11 protein-coding genes are annotated in these 19,483 nt (G+C 40.8%); 7 read left to right on the plus strand and 4 right to left on the minus strand.

What is annotated here, in order from left to right:
- Positions 1 to 8: 8 nt before the first annotated feature.
- Positions 9 to 1,376, minus strand: a complete 1,368-nt coding sequence (locus tag ACWU4D_RS01915; RefSeq protein ID WP_456049683.1) for a hypothetical protein — start codon at positions 1,374 to 1,376, stop codon at positions 9 to 11.
- 94 nt (positions 1,377 to 1,470) lie between these two features.
- Between ACWU4D_RS01915 and ACWU4D_RS01920 the strand changes: the two genes are divergently transcribed.
- Complete coding sequence (locus ACWU4D_RS01920; RefSeq protein ID WP_456049684.1) at positions 1,471 to 2,304, plus strand: CvfB family protein; 834 nt, start codon at positions 1,471 to 1,473, stop codon at positions 2,302 to 2,304.
- Positions 2,305 to 2,480: 176 nt separating this feature from the next.
- Here ACWU4D_RS01920 and rsmF read toward each other — a convergent pair whose 3' ends face one another.
- The 3 genes from rsmF to ACWU4D_RS01935 all read right to left on the minus strand — a co-directional run bounded on the left by rsmF (position 2,481) and on the right by ACWU4D_RS01935 (position 7,865).
- Positions 2,481 to 3,902, minus strand: a complete 1,422-nt coding sequence (gene rsmF, locus ACWU4D_RS01925; protein WP_456049685.1) for a 16S rRNA (cytosine(1407)-C(5))-methyltransferase RsmF — start codon at positions 3,900 to 3,902, stop codon at positions 2,481 to 2,483.
- A 95-nt stretch (positions 3,903 to 3,997) separates the two neighbouring features.
- The gene (locus ACWU4D_RS01930) at positions 3,998 to 6,634 is read right to left on the minus strand and encodes an MlaD family protein (protein ID WP_456049686.1); all 2,637 of its coding nucleotides are present in this window, start codon (positions 6,632 to 6,634) and stop codon (positions 3,998 to 4,000) included.
- Complete coding sequence (locus ACWU4D_RS01935) at positions 6,627 to 7,865, minus strand: PqiA/YebS family transporter subunit (protein WP_456049687.1); 1,239 nt, start codon at positions 7,863 to 7,865, stop codon at positions 6,627 to 6,629. Before ACWU4D_RS01935 ends, ACWU4D_RS01930 begins: the two co-directional genes overlap by 8 nt.
- A 258-nt stretch (positions 7,866 to 8,123) precedes the next feature.
- Between ACWU4D_RS01935 and ACWU4D_RS01940 the strand changes: the two genes are divergently transcribed.
- The 6 genes from ACWU4D_RS01940 (at position 8,124) to ACWU4D_RS01965 (ending at position 19,472) form a co-directional block, all read left to right on the plus strand.
- Entirely contained in the window at positions 8,124 to 8,579 is a 456-nt protein-coding gene (locus ACWU4D_RS01940; RefSeq protein WP_456049688.1) for a GAF domain-containing protein, read from the plus strand.
- 119 nt (positions 8,580 to 8,698) lie between these two features.
- Positions 8,699 to 9,328 (plus strand): RNA chaperone ProQ, encoded by a 630-nt coding sequence (gene proQ, locus ACWU4D_RS01945; protein WP_456049689.1) that lies wholly within the window; start codon positions 8,699 to 8,701, stop codon positions 9,326 to 9,328.
- Between the two features lie 17 nt (positions 9,329 to 9,345).
- A complete protein-coding gene (prc, locus tag ACWU4D_RS01950; protein WP_456049690.1) occupies positions 9,346 to 11,352 on the plus strand; it encodes a carboxy terminal-processing peptidase in 2,007 nt (668 codons plus the stop codon).
- Between the two features lie 250 nt (positions 11,353 to 11,602).
- Entirely contained in the window at positions 11,603 to 14,203 is a 2,601-nt protein-coding gene (gene pepN, locus ACWU4D_RS01955; protein WP_456049691.1) for an aminopeptidase N, read from the plus strand.
- Between the two features lie 62 nt (positions 14,204 to 14,265).
- A complete protein-coding gene (locus ACWU4D_RS01960) occupies positions 14,266 to 14,484 on the plus strand; it encodes a DUF2835 domain-containing protein (RefSeq protein WP_456049692.1) in 219 nt (72 codons plus the stop codon).
- A 143-nt stretch (positions 14,485 to 14,627) separates the two neighbouring features.
- Positions 14,628 to 19,472 carry an NAD-glutamate dehydrogenase gene (locus ACWU4D_RS01965; protein WP_456049693.1) on the plus strand — a complete coding sequence of 1,615 codons (4,845 nt, stop codon included), beginning with the start codon at positions 14,628 to 14,630 and terminating at the stop codon, positions 19,470 to 19,472.
- Positions 19,473 to 19,483 lie beyond the last annotated feature (11 nt).

Raw genomic sequence — 19,483 nt, forward strand, 5'->3', positions numbered from 1 at the left:
TTTTTCAATTACATTTTTAGTTCTCGTTCTGTTAGTGTGATTTTCTCGATATCGACAATTTTGTTGCGACTAAGCACTATCTTCCAGCGATAGTATTCAGGTTCATCAATGTGGTTATCTTCTTTAACTATCAAATTAAATAAGTGCCTTTTTTCAACATTTTCTTTTATGACTTGGTCATTCTTAACCAAATAAATCTTGCCTGAATTTCGGTCGAATAGATTAGAAATTTGTCTAAAATCGATATGTATCATTTCTTTTGTGGCTTCGTAGCCACTCATAAAGCGCGACGTCGACATTGCGGTTTCAGCATGGTAATGAATGATTTTTTCTTCTCGCTGGACAATACGTTTTTTACGGATGCGCTTGATACGATCAGGTAATTTGGACAGTTTTTTATAATCAAGCCACTCGGTCTTATGCCCGACTACTTTGTTGGTACTTGGGTCGCTGTACTCTCGTTTCCATTTAGGTTTCCCCTTTCGCATCCAACGCCATAGGATATCGCGTAAATCGTCCTTAAATATCTCACGTAATGCATAGACAAAAGACATTAAAATAACAAAAGAAGCGGTAATCTCTCCCCAATAGTCGCGCGCGGTAATCACAGTCATAGTAACAAATACCATAACCAGCCCAGTAGCGAAGCCTTTTACTACTCGCTTGAGGTTGTTTCCGAGTGAAGTAAGACGTTGATTAAGGACGACGGGATGTTCGATGAGCCGGCGTAATAAACGCATCTTATTGCTGAGGCGATTGATATCACCATCGGCCTTTACAGAATTATAGTGGTTAAGGGCTCTGTGCGCTTTTTCGCGCTCGGCTAATATTATGAGTCGTTTTTTTATTTCTTTGTAGTCACCTTCACGATTAAGGTGAGCGACCATGGTTAAGAATTTTTGTTCTGTATACCAGGATAAGTAGTTATCAATATTGGTGTAGTAGCGTTTCAATACCTCGTCATAGGGGATGGTTTTGCGTAGTCGCTTCAATATATCGAGTGACAGCTCAATAACACTATCCACTTGATCGCTGGTAACTGGTTCACCTTTTTGGATGAGAGACTTTACTTCTTGGCTTAATGCACTGACATATTGGTAAGCAAATAAGCTCAAACTGACACGATATTGAGTAGATGACAGTAAGCCTCTTCGTGCTAAACGACTGTGTACGAGTGGTAATAGGTTTTCTTGACTGTGATAGGCACGCTTTTGAGTGATGCAGTTGTAGTAGAATTCGTTTTCGGAAATGACATCACTCGTAAGTCCGATCTCGCCAGGAATAAATAGAAATAAGTCCAAATTCGATGTTTTTGATTTGGCATTAGTATGGGAGATTTTTAATGTTATCGCGTCATGCTTGTCGACGGTGATCAATTAGGGTCTCCAATATTGGTTTTCTAACAAGAGGTAGAGAAAGCATAACAAAGATAACGTATAATCGCTGTAAATTTGCAGTGAGACATGTTGAATGATCGAAATAGGAAAGGTAAACCGCCTCGAAGTGGTTAAAATAACGGATTTTGGCGTTTTTTTAGACGCTGATGATTATGGTACGACATTATTAAATAAACGGAATTTGAAAGAAAACGTTGCGATTGGCGATAGTGTCGATGTTTTTCTCTATTTTGATTCAGAAAGTCAATTGATGGCAACAACCGCTACTCCTATTGCGCAAGTAGGAGAGTGGGGAGTTATGACGGTGATAAGTGTTAATAGCACTGGTGCATTTGTCAATTGGGGGATAAAAGAGAAAGATCTGCTTATTCCATTTAGTGAGCAACGTTCTCGCTTGGAAGTTGGGCGTAAAATTTTGGTTTACGTATACACGGATAATGCATCAGGGCGTATTGTAGGCACCACTAAATTTAATAAGTGGCTCGATAAAGTACCAGCAAATTATTCGGTCAACCAAAGCGTTGAGTTATTAATTGCAGAACGTTCTTCTCTTGGGTTTAAGGCGATTATAAACGGTCAACATTGGGGAATGATTTTCCCTTCAGATGTATTCGGTAAGTTATTTATCGGCAAAACCTTAACGGGTTACATAAAACAAACCCGAGATGACGGTAAAATTGATTTATCACTGCAAAAAGTGGGGACCGAAAAGTTTGATGACTTAAGCCAAAAAGTCATGACGTTATTGGAGAAGAAGGGCGGTTATTTGCCTTTGTGCGATAAATCGTCCCCAGATGAGATTTTTGTCGCTTTCAGAACAAGTAAAGGTACCTTCAAGAAGACGATCGGTGCACTTTATAAAGGCGGTCATATTACTATTAATAGTGATGGTATTCGTAAAGTTTAAATCGTTAGTTTAGTCTGTATTAGGCGAAAAAAGCCCCAAACCACTGATGGCTTGGGGATCGGGGGGATGGCTCAATTGAGCCCGATAAAAGTGTTAGGAAACAAAAATGAACACTGTAAGTGTAGTACAAGATTTGCTGTTGTGTGCTAAATCTCGTTAGAGAATGAGTTCATTTGTTAAAACAAATTCTTATCTTTTACCAACTCCCGAGGTAGGCTGTTTTTTACACGATTTCCCACCCATTTCCCAAGTCCAATTGCCATATTGTTATAGGTCACGATCACTTCTTTTTGTGGCGCCTGGTCAGGGTATACGTCTCTTCCCATAAACCACTCTCGAGCTTGATCTGTGGTGAGTGCTACGGTTTTAGTACCGTTGACATCGGCAAGGCAGGTTGCAACCTGATGCTGCCATTTATAGCCATTTTTGTGGGTTTCAGCGATTTTAATACCCATACGTGCAAATTTAAATTGATTTAATAGTGGTTCTAGTTCTTCAGGAAATAACCACACTTCTGTGTCACGTAACCAGAGCACACCTTGATTGGGCAATTCTATATCAAGTGATGTTTTAAGGGAGTGTGCAATCGATTCAATTTGTTTGTGACTTGCTTTAACAAAGGGAAATTTTCCTAAACGTTTATTAACCTCAGGAAACGCGACCGATGCTTTCTTTTTGATTTTTGCAACAAAAAAGCCTTCGCAATCGTAGGTTTGTGGAAATATATGAAGAAAGCCTTCCTCAGAAACGGACTGATCTGCACTAGGAAATAGCTCAGCTAGTGATTCAAATTCAACAGCTTCTGGGAACTCTTGTTGTAGATAATGACATATATGGTGGTTCTCTTCTTTGCTTAATGTACAAGTTGAATACACCAAGCTACCACCTGGTTTTAGTGCTTGGAATGCACTCACTATTAAGCCACGTTGAACTTCTGCCATGGTATTGATTGCCTCTTTGCTCCAATTTTTCATGGCATCGGGATCTTTACGGACAATCCCTTCGCCAGAGCAGGGAGCATCAATTAATACGGAATCAAATTGCTCTGGTAACCAACCACCAAAGACTCGGCCATCAAATTGACTCAATGCTATGTTTCGAATTCCGCAGCGTTCTATATTTGCATGAAGTGCTTTAATTCGACTGCCAGAATATTCATTAGCAACCAACAGGCCAGTGTTATTCATTTTTGCTGCTATTTGAGTCGACTTCGAACCTGGCGCTGCCGCCATATCTAGAACTCTGTTTGGCACGGTTTTATTATCACTAAATAAGGCAGTAACTGGCATCATCGAACTGGCTTCTTGTATATAAAATAACCCGGCGAGATGTTCAGCACTATTTCCGAGTAATACATCGTTATCCTGTTCTGATAACCAAAATCCCTCGCTACACCAAGGGACCGGGGTGAGGTGTAAATTTAAATTGCGAGCAACTTCATCAAATTCAGCTACGGAAATCTTTAAGGTATTTACTCGAATGCTTTTACGTAGTGGACGCCGACAAGCTGCAATAAAATCGTCCATGTTATGTGTTGAAGGCATGGTTGCGTTAATAGCAGATAAGAATTCTGGAGGAAGATAAACGTTGTCGTGCACGGGTTATACTCATTCGTCGCAAAAAAGCGGATCATATTAAAATAAAAATGCAGCGATATCGCTGCATTTAGTTCGGTATTAGTTTAAATCAAAAGCTAGGGTTTTGGTATCGGTTGCTTCCAATTGTCCCATTCTTTCTTTTTCGTGTTATTGAGATAGTAAACATCCTCATTCTCTGCGACAGGTTTTATTTGAGGTGTCTCTGGGGTTGTGAAAGCGATGCCTCCGCTCAATATACTGTCCAGGCTGCCTGTTTTAACTTCTGCTCCTGATAGTCCGACAGAGACATCAATACCAGAGTTGTTCCAAAATATCGTATTTTGTCTGACCAAATAAGCGTATTTATTCTCGATATTGGCAACGATAATGACTCGGTCGGCCAGTTCTCCCAAGTGCACATCAATCACTTTGCCTACCTTCATTCCGCGATAGGTGATAGCGGTACCGACAGATATTGAATTACGTTTCTCACTTTGTAAAACAACCGTTAAACCGCCCTTAACTTGCGGGACAGTATTGAGTTGGAACTGATGTCTTGGCTTCCCTGTGCCTGGTTCAACGCTTATGGTTTTGACCAATAAACTCTTTAAATTTGATACCTGTTCCACAGGACTAGACGATTGCTGAATCCAATAATAGGCACCAGATCTGGTCATGGGTTCGACGAACTGTGGGAAAATTTGTGCGTTAATGGTGACAGAACCATCGTTGAAGTTGGGCGTTATTTCTGTCGTTTCACCCACCGTTATGCCTTGATATTGAATTTGAGTACCAGGGGGCAATTGATATGACTCACTGGCAGATAGAGTGATTTCAACACCAGAACGCATTGAGTGTTGGTAGCTATCATATAGTTTCCATTTGCCATCCTGACGTTTACCTTTTTGTGGAGCCGTATCGAATGAGATTCCGCCACGCACAATAGACTCTAGCGAGCCAGTTTGAATATCTACACCGGCGAGTGAAGCATTAATATTAACTCCTGACTGATTCCAAAAAACGGTGTTGTCGTTCACTAAATGTTTGTAACGTTGCTCAATTTGGATTTGAACGTCGACACCATTTTCCGCGAGTCCAAAGTCACTCACTGAGCCCACCGTAATGTTGTGATACAGCACAGGACTATTTATTGATATTGAAGGCAACTTGTCCGTAAATAAGTGATATGTCTCTGAGCCACTTTGATTAAATTTAGCAAGCTCGGCGGAGCTATGATCAGGATATAGGTGATAAGTAGATTGAACCTTTTGATCACCTTCACTGATAAAATTGATGGCACCAATAACGAAATCTGCTATCGGTGGCATGTCTAATTTCACGCCACGATCAGTAATGTCCGCTTCCATTCGTCCAGTAACATAAAATTTATTATTACTACGGATTAAGTGAATGTACTCATTTTGAATATAGAGCTCAAACTTGACTTTATCATGATCGAGAGAGATGTCCGTTAATCGCCCGACGGGTACGCCTCGATATTTAACATCGCTACCGACATTGATACCAAAGGTATCTTCACCTTCAAGAATGATTTTAGTCGCATTGGTTTCGAGTTGGTTATAACTTTCTTGATTGATCGCGACGAAGTGTCGAGAAGGTTCGCCTTCACCCGATATCAGTTGTAAAGAGTTTCCAGTAATTAAATTGGAGAGATGCTTTATACCGTGAAACGAAAGTTCAGCTTCTTCGATGATAAATTGGCTATTTTCCTTTAATAGATCGGCAAAGGCAGGTTGAATTGCAGCTGTTGCAATGATGGATTTTCGTTTTTTATCAAATTTAATCCGATTGATCGCGCCAACTTCAATACCGCGATAGTTTATCGTCGAAGAGCTTTCATTAAGGTTATGGTTTTCAGGCAAGATGATGTTTATTAAGATTCCACGTCCTGCAGAATCGATGTTGTCATAAAGTCTAAATATGGCGTTATCTGTTACCCCGTCACCTTCATCAGGAGAGTCAACGGCAATGGCACCATTAATAAGAGCGCTCAAGTCTTCAAATTGTACGTCCACACCAGCCATATTGATTTTTGCGGCAATGCCACTGACGTTCCAAAATCGACTTTTATCGGTGATTATATCTTCGAATTCTGGGTTGATAGAGACTTGTAAATTGACTGATTTTTCACTGGAATCAAGTTGATAGCTATAAACTTCACCAATTGGAATGCGTTTGTAAATGATTGGCGAACCGATATTTATACCACCCAGATCACGAGCTTTGAGTGTGATATTTAAACCGTCACTTTTCCCAACGTCCAGAGGCGCGCTCCTTAGTGCCTTGTAGGATGTTGGCGCGGCTTCACCATCATTTTCACCGGGGAATAAAGCAATATAGTTTCCTGAAATCAATGCATCTAATCCAGAGACGCCAGATAAAGAAGCGGTGGGCTTTACTAACCAGAAACGCGTGCTGCCACTAAGAAGGTATTCAGCTTCGGGGTAAATGTCGGCTTCGACATAAATGTTATCCGATTCTCTTTCAAGCTTGATCTCACGTACCATGCCGATTTCCAAGCCTTGATATTTTATCGGTGTTCGCCCAGCCATAAGTCCCTGAGCGTCTGAGAAGTGAATCTGGATACGCTCACCAGCATCTTGTACTGATTGATAAACTAGCCACCCAGTCAACACCAACGTCACTAGCGGCAACAACCATAAAGGCGACAATGAACGCATATTTTTTACATTTGGTTCATTGATTTGCGGTGTTTTATTTTGATTATACATTTTTAGGAGATTCCGTAGTGAGAGCTTTTTCTTGGTTTGCCCACAATGACTTGGGATTAAAACTGTCCGTAGCAAGCATAGTAAAGACAACAACCAAACCGAAAGCGATAGCGCCGGGGCCCGGAGCAAAGTCGAGCACTTGACCTCTGTCGATTAAGGTTAACATGATTGATATAACAAATAAGTCAATCATAGACCATTTACCAATCCACTTAAGAATAAAGTAAATGATCATACGTTGACGTCGAAATCGTATATGTTTGAAGTGAACAGAGATTAATAGATAGCTGAGGCCAATAATTTTAATTGCGGGTACGAGTATACTCGCGACAAAAATGATAATGGCTATTCCAACCATACCGCTATTAATTAGCGCTACAACGCCAGAAAATATCGTATCTTCCGTTCTCTCACCATTAGAAAACAGAATCGAAATAGCAAACCAGTTTGCTGGGATAAAACATATAAGGGCAGAGAGCAGATACGCCCACGTTTTTTGAACGGAAGTGCGCTGAGACGTGTGTTGATCGTCACTTAGAGGATGTAAACATCGAGCACACTGTTTATTCGCTGGTTGTGACAAATGGCAATGACTACAATGTATTTCTTTAGTTCGAAAGTTGTAGAGTGACTCACCATGCCAACTCTCCCAATAACGACGCACACTGACTCGGCTAACTAGGATAATCGTTAATATTTGTAACAACAGTAAGCCGTAGAGTGGAGGCGAAGTCACGATATCCGCATACTCTTTGAGTTTAAAGCACGAAATCGCGATGCTAACCAAAAAGACATCGACCATAACCCAGTGCTTGAGCAAATGAATCAGTTTTAAACTTTTATCGAATAAGACAAACCACTTTTTATGCAGCGCGTAGTGCGTTGATATCACACATAGGCAGACTAGCAGTGGTGCGATGAAACCGCAAAATAACACCAGGCCTGCCAGAGGTAAGTAATTTTCGCTTATGAGAGCAAGCACTCCTTGGTAGAAAGAGGCATTAATCTCGACACCAAACAGGATAATATGAAGGTAGTTATACAAAAGGCAGGGAATTAAGAGAGCTATACAGGTAATGGCTATTGGTAAGTTGCCAGAAAGAGAAGCAGAACCTGTTTGATACAGTAAGGTGTTACAACGCGGACAGTAGGCACTTTGACGTTTATCGAGCGGTGTCACTGAGACCGATAGGTTACAGTGTTGGCAAATACGTATTGGCAAAGGTTTCAAATTACATGACTTCCATCATCGTTGATGCGAAACAACACTACCACATTATTCATCGAAAGGCCTAGCCGTCAAGTGACAGAAATTAGTGGTAAATTATCAACATAGTGTTAATTTTACTATTCTAAGCTGTACATTAAGTATCAGCTCACCTATAAATTGGGTATTGAAAAATGAATTCTTTTAGGTTCACATAAGTATCGATTATTTACCGGGAACACATTTAGATATTCATCCCTAAAATACAATGGCAAAGAAGCAATGACTTTATCTGACTACCAACGCTTAACTCGTCAAGCTGCTGCACTTACTGAAGATGAACCTGATTTGATCGCAAATCTTTCTAATATTAGTGCATTGCTAAATTTAGAACTTGAGGATATTAATTGGGTCGGTTTTTACCTATTGCGTGATCAGCAACTCGTTTTAGGTCCATTTCAAGGCAAACCAGCTTGTGTTCGTATCCCATTGGGACGTGGTGTATGTGGGAATGCTTTTGCTCAAGACCAAGTATTACGAGTGGATGATGTAAATCAGTTTCCTGGACATATTGCTTGCGATGCAGAGAGTCAATCTGAAATTGTTATCCCTTTTCGAGTCTCTGGAGAGTTGGCAGGGGTATTGGATATTGATAGCCCAACTTTAGCGAGATTTTCGCAACAAGACGAAATTGGACTCACCGAACTGATGTCTAACATAGAAAAGCTGCTTAAATGATACCCGAATAGGCGAGTTTTTGTTGATTGATAGTGGTTTTTCCTATTTACCCCACTATAATGACGAACATAATTATTGTTATATTTTTTGCGGTTGAACCGCGATGACCAGGAACCAAGATGGAAAATACTGAAAAATTAAAAAACAGCAAAGAAGTGATTGCCTACATTGCTGAATGTTTCCCTAAATGCTTTACATTAGAAGGTGAAGCAAAACCACTAAAAATCGGTATTTTTCAAGACCTTTCTGAACGTTTGGCCGAAGATGAAAAAGTAAGTAAAACTCAACTTCGGGCTGCTCTGCGACAGTATACTTCTTCATGGCGCTATCTACATGGTGTAAAGCCAGGCACTGAACGTGTTGATTTAGATGGAGCAAGCTGTGGCGAAATAGAGCAAGAACACGTTGAACATGCACAAACTACGCTAGCAGAAAGTAAAGCTCGTGTTCAGGCTCGTCGCAAACAACAGCAAGAAGAGAAAAATAAAGAAGCAGCTAAAGCTAACAAGGCTAAGCCAAAAGCGAAGAAGCCTCAAACTCCTCGGTCTACGAAATCTAAGCCACCTAAACAAGAAATTCCTACTCGAGCGCTTACTAAAGATGAACTTAGTGTCGGAAAAGAAGTCAATGTAACCATGGGCAAGGGCAATATGGCTGCGACCATTGTTGAACTTAATAAAGATGATGTACGTATTCGACTCGTCAACGGCTTGCAAATGGTTGTTAAGGCAGAGCACTTACGCGCATAAAGGAGAAGCTCCTACGCATGAAATTCAATTCAAGATTGACGATGATAACTGCCAGCCTTTGGTTGGCAGTTTCGTCTGTTCAGGCTGTCGAGCCAGTGGTGTCAGAAAAACAACTACCAATACTCGCTGCTGAATCTCAACACGCTACCGCGGCCAAGCGGGTCGCATTTCGTTTTACTCGCTTTCATTACCAGCACATCAACCTTAACGATGAATTTTCGCAAAGAATTTTTGAGCGTTATCTAGAGCTTCTTGATTTTAATCGAAATATTTTTACGCAATCTGATATTAATGGTTTTAATAATGATGCCATTTCTCTTGATGATCAGCTTAAAGACGGCAAAAATGATGCAGCATTTGCTGTGTACAATTTATCCGTAAAACGTCGCTTTGAACGTTATCAATATGCATTATCTCTGCTAGACAACGAAATTAACTTTGATAGTAAAGAGAGTATGGATCTCGACCGTTCAGAGGCGAATTGGCCTATTGATGAGTCAGAACTTGATGAGCTGTGGCGTAAAAGAGTTAAATATGATGCGCTCAATTTAAAGCTAGCTGGTAAAGATTGGTCGGAAATTAAGACCACCTTGTCAAAACGTTATAACAATGCGATTCGCCGTTTAACTCAGACCCACAGTGAAGATGTATTTCAACTTTATATGAATGCCTTTGCTCGTGAGGTAGATCCACATACCAGTTACTTATCACCTAGAAATGCAGAGCAGTTCCGCTCAGAGATGAATCTATCTCTAGAAGGCATTGGTGCCGTTTTGCAATTGCAAGACGATTACACTGTGATTAATTCTCTCGTTGCTGGTGGACCGGCTTCTAACAGCAATCAACTAACAGAAGGCGATCGTATTGTCGGCGTTGGTCAAGACGGTGAAGAGATCGTTGATATTATTGGTTGGCGACTAGATGATATTGTTCAATTAATTAAAGGGCCTAAGGGCACTAAAGTTAATTTACAAATCCTTCCAGAGGGAAATGATGCAAAAAGTCACGTTGTAACAATTGTTCGTGATGAGATTCGCCTTGAAGATCGCGCCGTTAAATCTGAGGTAATTGAGCTTGATGGCCGTAAAGTTGGTGTTCTTGAAGTACCTAGCTTCTATGTCGGTTTAGCTGAAGATACTCACAAGTTAATTGAAGAGCTCAAACAACAGGATATCGATGGCATTGTCGTTGATTTACGTAACAACGGCGGTGGAGCTTTATCTGAAGCGACCGCGCTTAGTGGGCTATTTATAACTGAAGGGGCTGTTGTCCAAGTTCGTGATAGTTACGGGCGAGTAAATGTAAACAGCGATACTGATGGTGTAGTTAGCTACGACGGGCCAGTTACTGTTCTCATTAACCGCTACAGTGCATCAGCATCTGAAATTTTTGCGGCGGCACTGCAAGATTATGGTCGCGCCATTATTTTGGGAGAAAACTCCTATGGTAAAGGGACAGTTCAACAGCACCGTTCACTGAATAATATTTATGACGTATTCGACAATGAACTGGGTTATGTACAGTACACGATCCAAAAATTTTATCGCATTGATGGTGGTAGTACTCAAAATAAAGGTGTTAAGCCTGATATAGCTTTCCCTACGCCAATCGATCCGGCCGAAACTGGTGAGAGTGTTGAAGACAATGCGTTGCCTTGGGATAGTATTGAGCATGTTGAATACAACGCGCTTAATGATTATCAGACAGTGATTGCTGATTTGACCAGTAAGCATAAAAAACGAATTACATCTGATTTGGAATTTGGCTTTATTGATCAAGATATTGCTGAGTATAAAAAGAACAAAGACAACAATTTAGTTTCATTGAATTTCGCCGAACGAAATAAAGAGATCGAAGATCTCGATGCGAAAAAATTAGAACGTATCAACCTTCGTCGTGAAGCGACTGGTGAAACCTTATTTGCTAACTTGGATGATGTTCCGAAAGACTATGTTGCTCCTGACGCTTATTTAGATGAAGCAGTCGCGATAACTGTCGACATGGCTGATGATGTTGTAAAGTAAGATCTTTAAATTGCTGTAAATAAACGAGCCTTAATGGCTCGTTTTTTTTGGCTAATCGATAAATTCAGACAAATTACTCTTATGAGCTAATTATTTCATCGATGCTTGTATAAGTTACCAAATCAATAGGTTAATTAGCATTATATCGGTTGAGGTTTCTTAATCGTTGACCTAAAGTACTAGATATTCTTCGGTGAATATCAACCATTAAAATACCGAATAAACTTATTAGCTCGGATAAGGATTCCCTATGTCACACTCTCCAAAAGCTAAGTATCGTAAAGATTATGTAGCTCCAACTCATCATATTACCAACGTCGATTTGACCTTTGATCTCCATGACACAGAGACAACGGTAGTTGCGATCTCTGAGGTCGAACAGAGCGGTAAATCTGACAGTTTAGTTCTTGCTGGTGATAATCTGCAGCTTGTCTCGCTTTCGATCAATGAACAAGAGTGGCACGATTATCAGCGAACCGAAAGCGAGCTGATTATCTCCAACCTACCGAATTCATTCACGATGGTTATCGTGACTCAAATAGCACCAGTTAACAACACTGCTCTTGAAGGATTGTATAAATCGGAAGGCGCGTTTTGCACTCAATGTGAAGCAGAAGGCTTTCGCCGTATAACCTATTATCTTGACCGTCCCGATAACCTAGCGTGTTTTACCACAACAGTCATTGCTGATAAGTCTCTATATCCCTATTTATTGAGCAATGGCAACGAATTGGACCGCGGTGAATTAACCGATGGAAAACATTGGGTTTCATGGGAGGACCCACACCCTAAGCCTGCTTATCTCTTTGCTCTAGTTGCCGGTGATTTTGATGTATTGCGAGATATTTTTATAACAAAAAGCAAACGAGAAGTCGCATTAGAAATCTATGTAGATAAAGGTAACCTAAATCGTGCTCACCATGCGATGGCCTCGCTTATTAATTCGATGAAGTGGGATGAAGAACGATTTGGGTTGGAATATGACCTAGATATTTACATGATAGTCGCAGTCGACTTTTTCAATATGGGCGCAATGGAGAATAAGGGACTTAACGTCTTTAACTCAAAGTTTGTCTTGGCAAATGAGCAGACGGCAACGGATACCGATTACCTAGGTATCGAGGCGGTTATTGGTCACGAGTATTTTCATAACTGGACAGGAAATAGAGTTACGTGTCGCGATTGGTTTCAATTAAGCTTAAAAGAGGGATTAACGGTATTTAGAGATCAGGAGTTTTCTTCCGACTTAGGCTCACGTGCTGTCAATCGAATTAACAATGTTCGCATAATTCGAGGTCCACAGTTCGCCGAAGATGCTTCGCCAATGTCACACCCAATTCGTCCAGATAAAGTCATTGAAATGAACAACTTTTACACCCTTACAGTGTATGAGAAAGGCAGTGAAGTGATTCGAATGATGCATACTTTGTTGGGCGAAGATGGGTTTCAAAAGGGCATGAAACTCTATTTTGAAAGGCACGATGGTACTGCAGCGACCTGTGAGAACTTTGTCTCTGCGATGGAAGATGCATCAGGAATTAATTTAACTCAATTTCGTCGATGGTATAGTCAATCGGGGACACCAGAGTTATACGTGACAACAAACTATCTAGCATCAGAAAAACGTTATACTGTCACTATTAAACAATCAACGCCGCCAACTAACGACCAGGGTGTTAAAGAACCTTTGCACATTCCGTTTGATGTAGAGTTCTATTACGCGAACGGTGATGTCGTTGAGTTACAGTGTAATGGAAAGTCGATCGGCAATGTACTTAATATCACCGAGGAAGAGCAAACATTTGAGTTTGAAGCGGTTACGTCGCAACCGATACCATCAATGTTGAGAGAATTTTCGGCACCGGTAAAATTACATTACGACTATAGCGATGACGAACTTGTCTTTCTTATGGCCAAGTCAAAAAATGATTTTGCTCGGTGGGATGCTGGCCAGTCATTACTTGCAAAGTATATCAAGCGTTTTGTGGCTTCAAATGAAGAAGTTACGTTGCCGCAAAATGTCGTTGATGCTTATCGCGGAGCCTTGTTAGATTCTCAATTAGAACCTGCATTTATTGCTGAAATGCTAACGTTACCTGGTCACAATGAAGTGTCTGGGTGGTATCAAACCGTTGATGTTGACCGTATTGCTCAGGTGCTTAAAGGCATTAAAATTTATATGGCCAATCAATTACAAGACGAACTGCTGGCTTCGTATCATGTATTAAAACAAACAGCATACAGTATTGAGCATGAGTCTATAGGTAAACGAACGCTACGCAATACCTGTTTAGGGTATCTTGCCTATCTAGAAGTCGGTAATTCGTTGGTTGTTGAGCAATATAACACCAGTAACAATATGACAGATACGATGGCAGCGATGACCGCGGCTAACCAAGCATCGTTATCATGTCGTGAAACCTTATTAGCAGACTACAGTGACAAATGGTCAAATGATGGGTTGGTGATGGATAAATGGTTTATTCTGCAGGGCACGAACCCAGCCGAAAATGCGTTAGAGGTGGTTAAAAATACGTTAACTCATAGTGCATTTACGTTTAAGAATCCGAATCGAATCCGCAGCCTAATAGGGTCTTTCTTTAACAATAACCCAACCGCTTTTCACTCAATATCTGGAGAAGGTTACCAGTTTGCAGGCGAGGTTTTAGTCAAACTCAATGCAAGCAATCCTCAAGTTGCCTCTCGTTTGATTGATCCTTTGTTGAAATTTAAACGCTATGATGAGAAGCGTCAGAAATTAATGAAGGAACAATTGGAAATGCTTGCAGCTAAAGATGATCTTGCGAGTGATCTTTATGAAAAAGTAACAAAAGCTTTAGAAAGCAAGTAACTTAAACGATCTTGGTAGCAAGAGTGTTTGCTACCAAGATACCTTACCGAAGAGATAAGAATATGAAACAGTATTATTTTACTTTTTCTGTTACTTACCAATCCTATTCGCAATATTACTCTGGTCAGGCATCTAATGTATTGATTGTGACTGAATGTGGCTTAAAACTTCAACTTCCAGCCTCCAGGTTCCGGTCTTTTTTAACCCATACGGGAATCCAAGGTCGGTTTGTACTTACCACCGACGCCAACAATAAATTTGTGAGTTTAACAAAAATTTAACCAAAACTATGACATGTCTCATCTTATTTTAATCTGTCTAGTGGATTATTCGACTATTTCAGTAGTCTACAACTATGATTATTGGAAACCGTTATCACGTTAAGCATTAGTGATTTATTTCAGCAAAAGTGGCGGAGTGTTCTATGGGCTCACTAGATTCTTTCCAACCAGTATTAATCAGTAAAGTTTTTGACTTAATAGAAACTAAGCTGGAATCAACACAACAAGAGCGAGTTAAACAGCTTGCGCAATATTTATTGAATAACATTTCGATGGATGATTTGACAGAAAGGACTGAGTCGGATTTGTACGGTGCGATCATGAGTCTCTGGCAGCACCTCAATGAAGTGAATCCTGATGAACGATCGGTACGTGCGTTTAATCCATCAGTTAGTGGAAAAGGGTGGCAATCAACTCATACTATCGTCGAGATTATAGTTCCAGATTCCGCGTTTTTAGTCGATTCCATTAAGATGTGTTTGGTGCGGTTGGATCTTAACACGCATATTATGCTTCATGGACCGACCTATCTTGAGCGAGATGCTAAACAACAAGTTGTATCTATCAATGAATCTAAAGGAAACCTTTACTCGATGTTCCACATTGAGGTTGATCGCATTGATGATGCTGAGCAACTAGCCTCACTCCAAGCGGAACTTGAACGAATACTAAAAGATACCGCTCTTGTCGTGAAAGATTGGAAGTTGATGTCAACTCAACTTGAAAAAGTGATCAGCGGTCTTGAGAAACAAACCAAACAAATTCCAATGGATAAAGATCGATTCGACGAGTCATTGGAGTTTTTACGTTGGTTAGGCAACCACAATTTTACGTTTCTTGGGTATAAAGAATATGACCTTGTTGAAGAAAAAGGTGAAACGTACCTGTCGCCAACGAAAACGCCTGGTTTAGGACTTTTTTCGAATAAAGAACGAGTTCGCAAAGTGAATCTTGCTGATTTTTCTGATCTTGCGAGAAAAGAAGCCACCAAACCCTATTTACTGATTTTGACCAAAGGGAATGGGCAATCGCATATCCATCGTCCTGCGTATAACGATTACGTTGGGATTAAAAAATTCGACAAAAATGGAAAAGTGATAGGCGAACACCGATTCACTGGTTTGTATACATCATCGGTCTACAACCAAACCGTTGGTTCTATTCCATTGGTTCGCGAAAAAGTTGGCAGGATTTTAAACTCAAGTGGGTATCTAAAAGGCTCATATGCCTATAAAGCATTCCACAACATTCTTGAAAATTACCCAAGAGATGAATTACTTCAAGCGACTGAAGAAGAGTTATTGGACGTCGGAATGGGCGTTGTTCAAATGCAAGATCGAGATCTTGTCCGTTTGTTCATCCGCCGCGATCCATTTGGTCGCTTTTACAGTTGTATGGTCTATATTGCGAAAGAACGCCATACCACAGAGCTTCGAAGAAAAACTCAAGAAATATTGGCTCAATGCCTAGGTTCAAATGATGTCGTAGATTATACAGTCAACTTCTCTGAAGGGTCACTCGCTCGGACACATTATATCGTTCGGGTAGATAATAATGACTGTGAGTTCGATGCAAAAGAGATCGAACAAAACTTAAAAGAAGCATCAACAAACTGGGATGATCGCTTACGTCATGCGATTCATTCAGATGTAGGTGAAACGCGAGGTCTTGCTTTAACCAAGCAATATACCAATGCGTTTCCCCGATCATATAAAGAAGCGATGTTGCCAAGTACCGCTCTTGCCGATATTGAACAGCTAGAGGCGTTGAGTGATGACAATAAACTCGGGATGCTATTTTATCGTCCTCAAGAAGAGAGTGTCGATTCCAAGCTAGTGAAGTTGAAACTCTATCATAAAAGGGAACCTATTCACCTTTCTGATGTGATGCCTATGCTAGAAAACTTAGGCTTGAAAGTTATCGACGAAGCGCCCTATGAGATCGAAAAATCGAACGACGAAAGTTATTGGATCCTCGACTTCTCGATGTTACTTAAAAGTGATCAAGTTCTAGACATAGCCAAATCGCGCGATCGTTTTCAGCAGGCATTTGCCGGGATCTGGAATGGCAGCATAGAGAATGATGGATTTAACCGCTTAGTACTATCGGCAAGTTTATCTGCGCGTGAAGTGACGATTTTGCGGGCGTATGCTCGTTATATGCGTCAGGTGAGGTTTCCATTCAGTCAACAATACATTGAAGATACTCTTTATCATTACCCTAAATTAGCAACGCTTTTGGTTAAGTTATTCAACGCACGTTTTGAACCTGGTTTATCAAAACGAGATGAGTTACAAACGAAGATGCGCAACACTTTGATTGAACAATTCGATCGAGTTGAGAGCCTGGACGACGATCGAATATTACGTCGCTACATGGAAATGATCGACGCATCACTTCGCACTAACTATTTTCAGAATGATTCAATCGGGAACAACAAACCTTGGTTATCGATTAAATTAGATCCAAAGAGTATTCCAGAGATTCCGGCACCCGTGCCGGCATACGAAATTTTCGTTTATTCGCCTGACATTGAAGGTGTTCATTTACGTGGTGGTAAAGTCGCTCGAGGTGGATTACGTTGGTCAGACCGTCAAGAAGATTTCCGTACAGAGGTGTTAGGACTAGTAAAAGCCCAACAAGTTAAGAACACGGTCATTGTTCCGGTTGGGGCTAAAGGTGGATTTGTTTGTAAGAAGCAACCATTGCTGACATCCAGAGATGAAATATTTGCTGAAGGACAGCGTTGTTACAAGCAATTTATTCGAGGGTTGTTGGATATTTCCGACAATATTATTGAAGGCGAAGTTGCACCGCCGCCACAAGTGGTGAGACATGATGCTGATGACCCTTATTTGGTTGTTGCCGCCGATAAAGGAACTGCGACTTTTTCAGATTTAGCAAACTCTGTCTCCGAAGAATATAATTTTTGGTTAAGTGATGCCTTTGCTTCTGGTGGATCAAATGGATACGACCACAAAGCAATGGGTATAACGGCCAAAGGTGGTTGGGAATCGGTAAAACGCCATTTTCGTGAAATCGGAATTGATTGTCAGAGCACGCCATTTACTGCTGCTGGAGTAGGTGATATGGCAGGCGATGTGTTTGGGAATGGCATGTTGTTATCAAAACAAACCTGTCTGGTCGCGGCCTTTAACCATATTAACATATTCCTTGATCCAACCCCGGATCCTGAAAAAAGTTGGGTCGAACGTGATCGTTTGTTCAAGTTGCCGCGATCAAGCTGGGAAGACTATAACAGTAAGTTGATCAGTAAAGGTGGTGGTGTGTTCTCGCGTAAAGCGAAATCCATCCCTCTATCTCCTGAAATTCAAGCGATGCTCGACACTGATGCAAAAACACTCGCGCCGAATGAATTGATAAAGCTTATTTTAAAAATGCGCGTCGACCTGATGTGGAATGGTGGTATCGGCACCTACGTTAAATCCAAAGAAGAAAGCGATTCAGATGTTGGCGACCGAGCCAATGATTCTGTTCGGATTAATGGCGAGGAACTGCGAGCTAAAATCGTTGGTGAAGGTGGAAACCTCGGTTTGACGCAGTTAGGGCGCGTAGAATATGCACTAAATGGTGGCCGAGTGAATACTGACTTTGTCGATAATGTTGGTGGAGTCGATTGTTCAGACAACGAAGTAAATATTAAGATTCTGTTGAATACCATTTTGGCGGCAGGTGATCTCACCTTTAAACAACGTAACGAACTGCTTGAGTCAATGGAAGATGAAGTGGGAGATATCGTATTAGATGATGCTTATCAGCAATCTGAAACCATATCAGTCACAGAGTTGCTCGGCGAGGGGTTAGTTAAAGAACAATTACGCTTTATTCACGCTTTGGAAAAAACGGGCTCACTTGACCGGAACTTAGAATATTTGCCTGATGATGAAACATTATTAGAGCGTGAGAAACGTGGTGTCGGATTGACTCGACCAGAGATTTCCGTTCTTGTAGCATACGGTAAAATGACGCTTAAGGAAATCCTTGCGGTTGACGAGATAGCAGATGATGAGTTCCATCAGGCACACTTAGAACACTATTTTCCAACTAAGTTACGTGGTAACTATTTAGAGCGTTTTAAAGAGCATCCTTTGCGTAAAGAGATTATCGCTACCGCATTGGCAAATCAGATGGTCAATGAAGTAGGGTGTAATTTTGCATCTAGGCTTCAAGAAGAAACTGGCTGTGAAGTGGTGGATATCGTTAATGCTTACAGCGCCGCTCGTGTAATATTTAAACTTGATGAAACCATGGGGATAATTCGTCAGCTTGATAACGTAGCAAGTAGCGATGCACAATACCAAGTCTTTAGTATTTTACGTCGTATGATGCGCCGTGTTACTCGATGGTTACTGAGAAATCATATCGGTAAACATTCCGTTAGCGATATGATCGCATTATATCAAGCAGATGTGCAGACGATCAGCAAGGATCTCGATAGCTACTTAATTCAATCGGAAATTGATGATCATCAAGTCATCGCTGATGATTGGATCGAACAAGGTATGGATCCAGATGTTGCAATATATGTGTCACGGCTATCAAGCCTCTACTCAGCGCTAGATATTAGTGTGGTTGCGAGAGAAAGTAAGATTACCGTCGATCAAACCTCCAGAATCTATTTCTATTTAGGTACAGAGTTGTCATTACATTGGTTCTTGGATCAAATTAATCGTCAAGCTGTAGATAACAACTGGCAAGCACTTGCACGAGCCGCGTATCGAGAAGATCTCGATTGGCAACAACGGCAGCTGACTGCTCAAGTTATTGGATGCGGTTGCAATGATCAACTTAAAGATGAAGTATCACTTGTTGCATCGTGGATTGCGAGTAATAAGAGTTCTTTGGAACGATGGGAAAACATACTAAATGAATTTAAAGTAGGTGGAGTCCATCATGAATTTGCTAAATTCTCGGTAGCATTGAGGGAACTCTCACTTTTAAATTTGAATTGTGCCGTAAATAAGTGATAATAATGCCC

The organism is Vibrio phycocola, assembly GCF_053850235.1.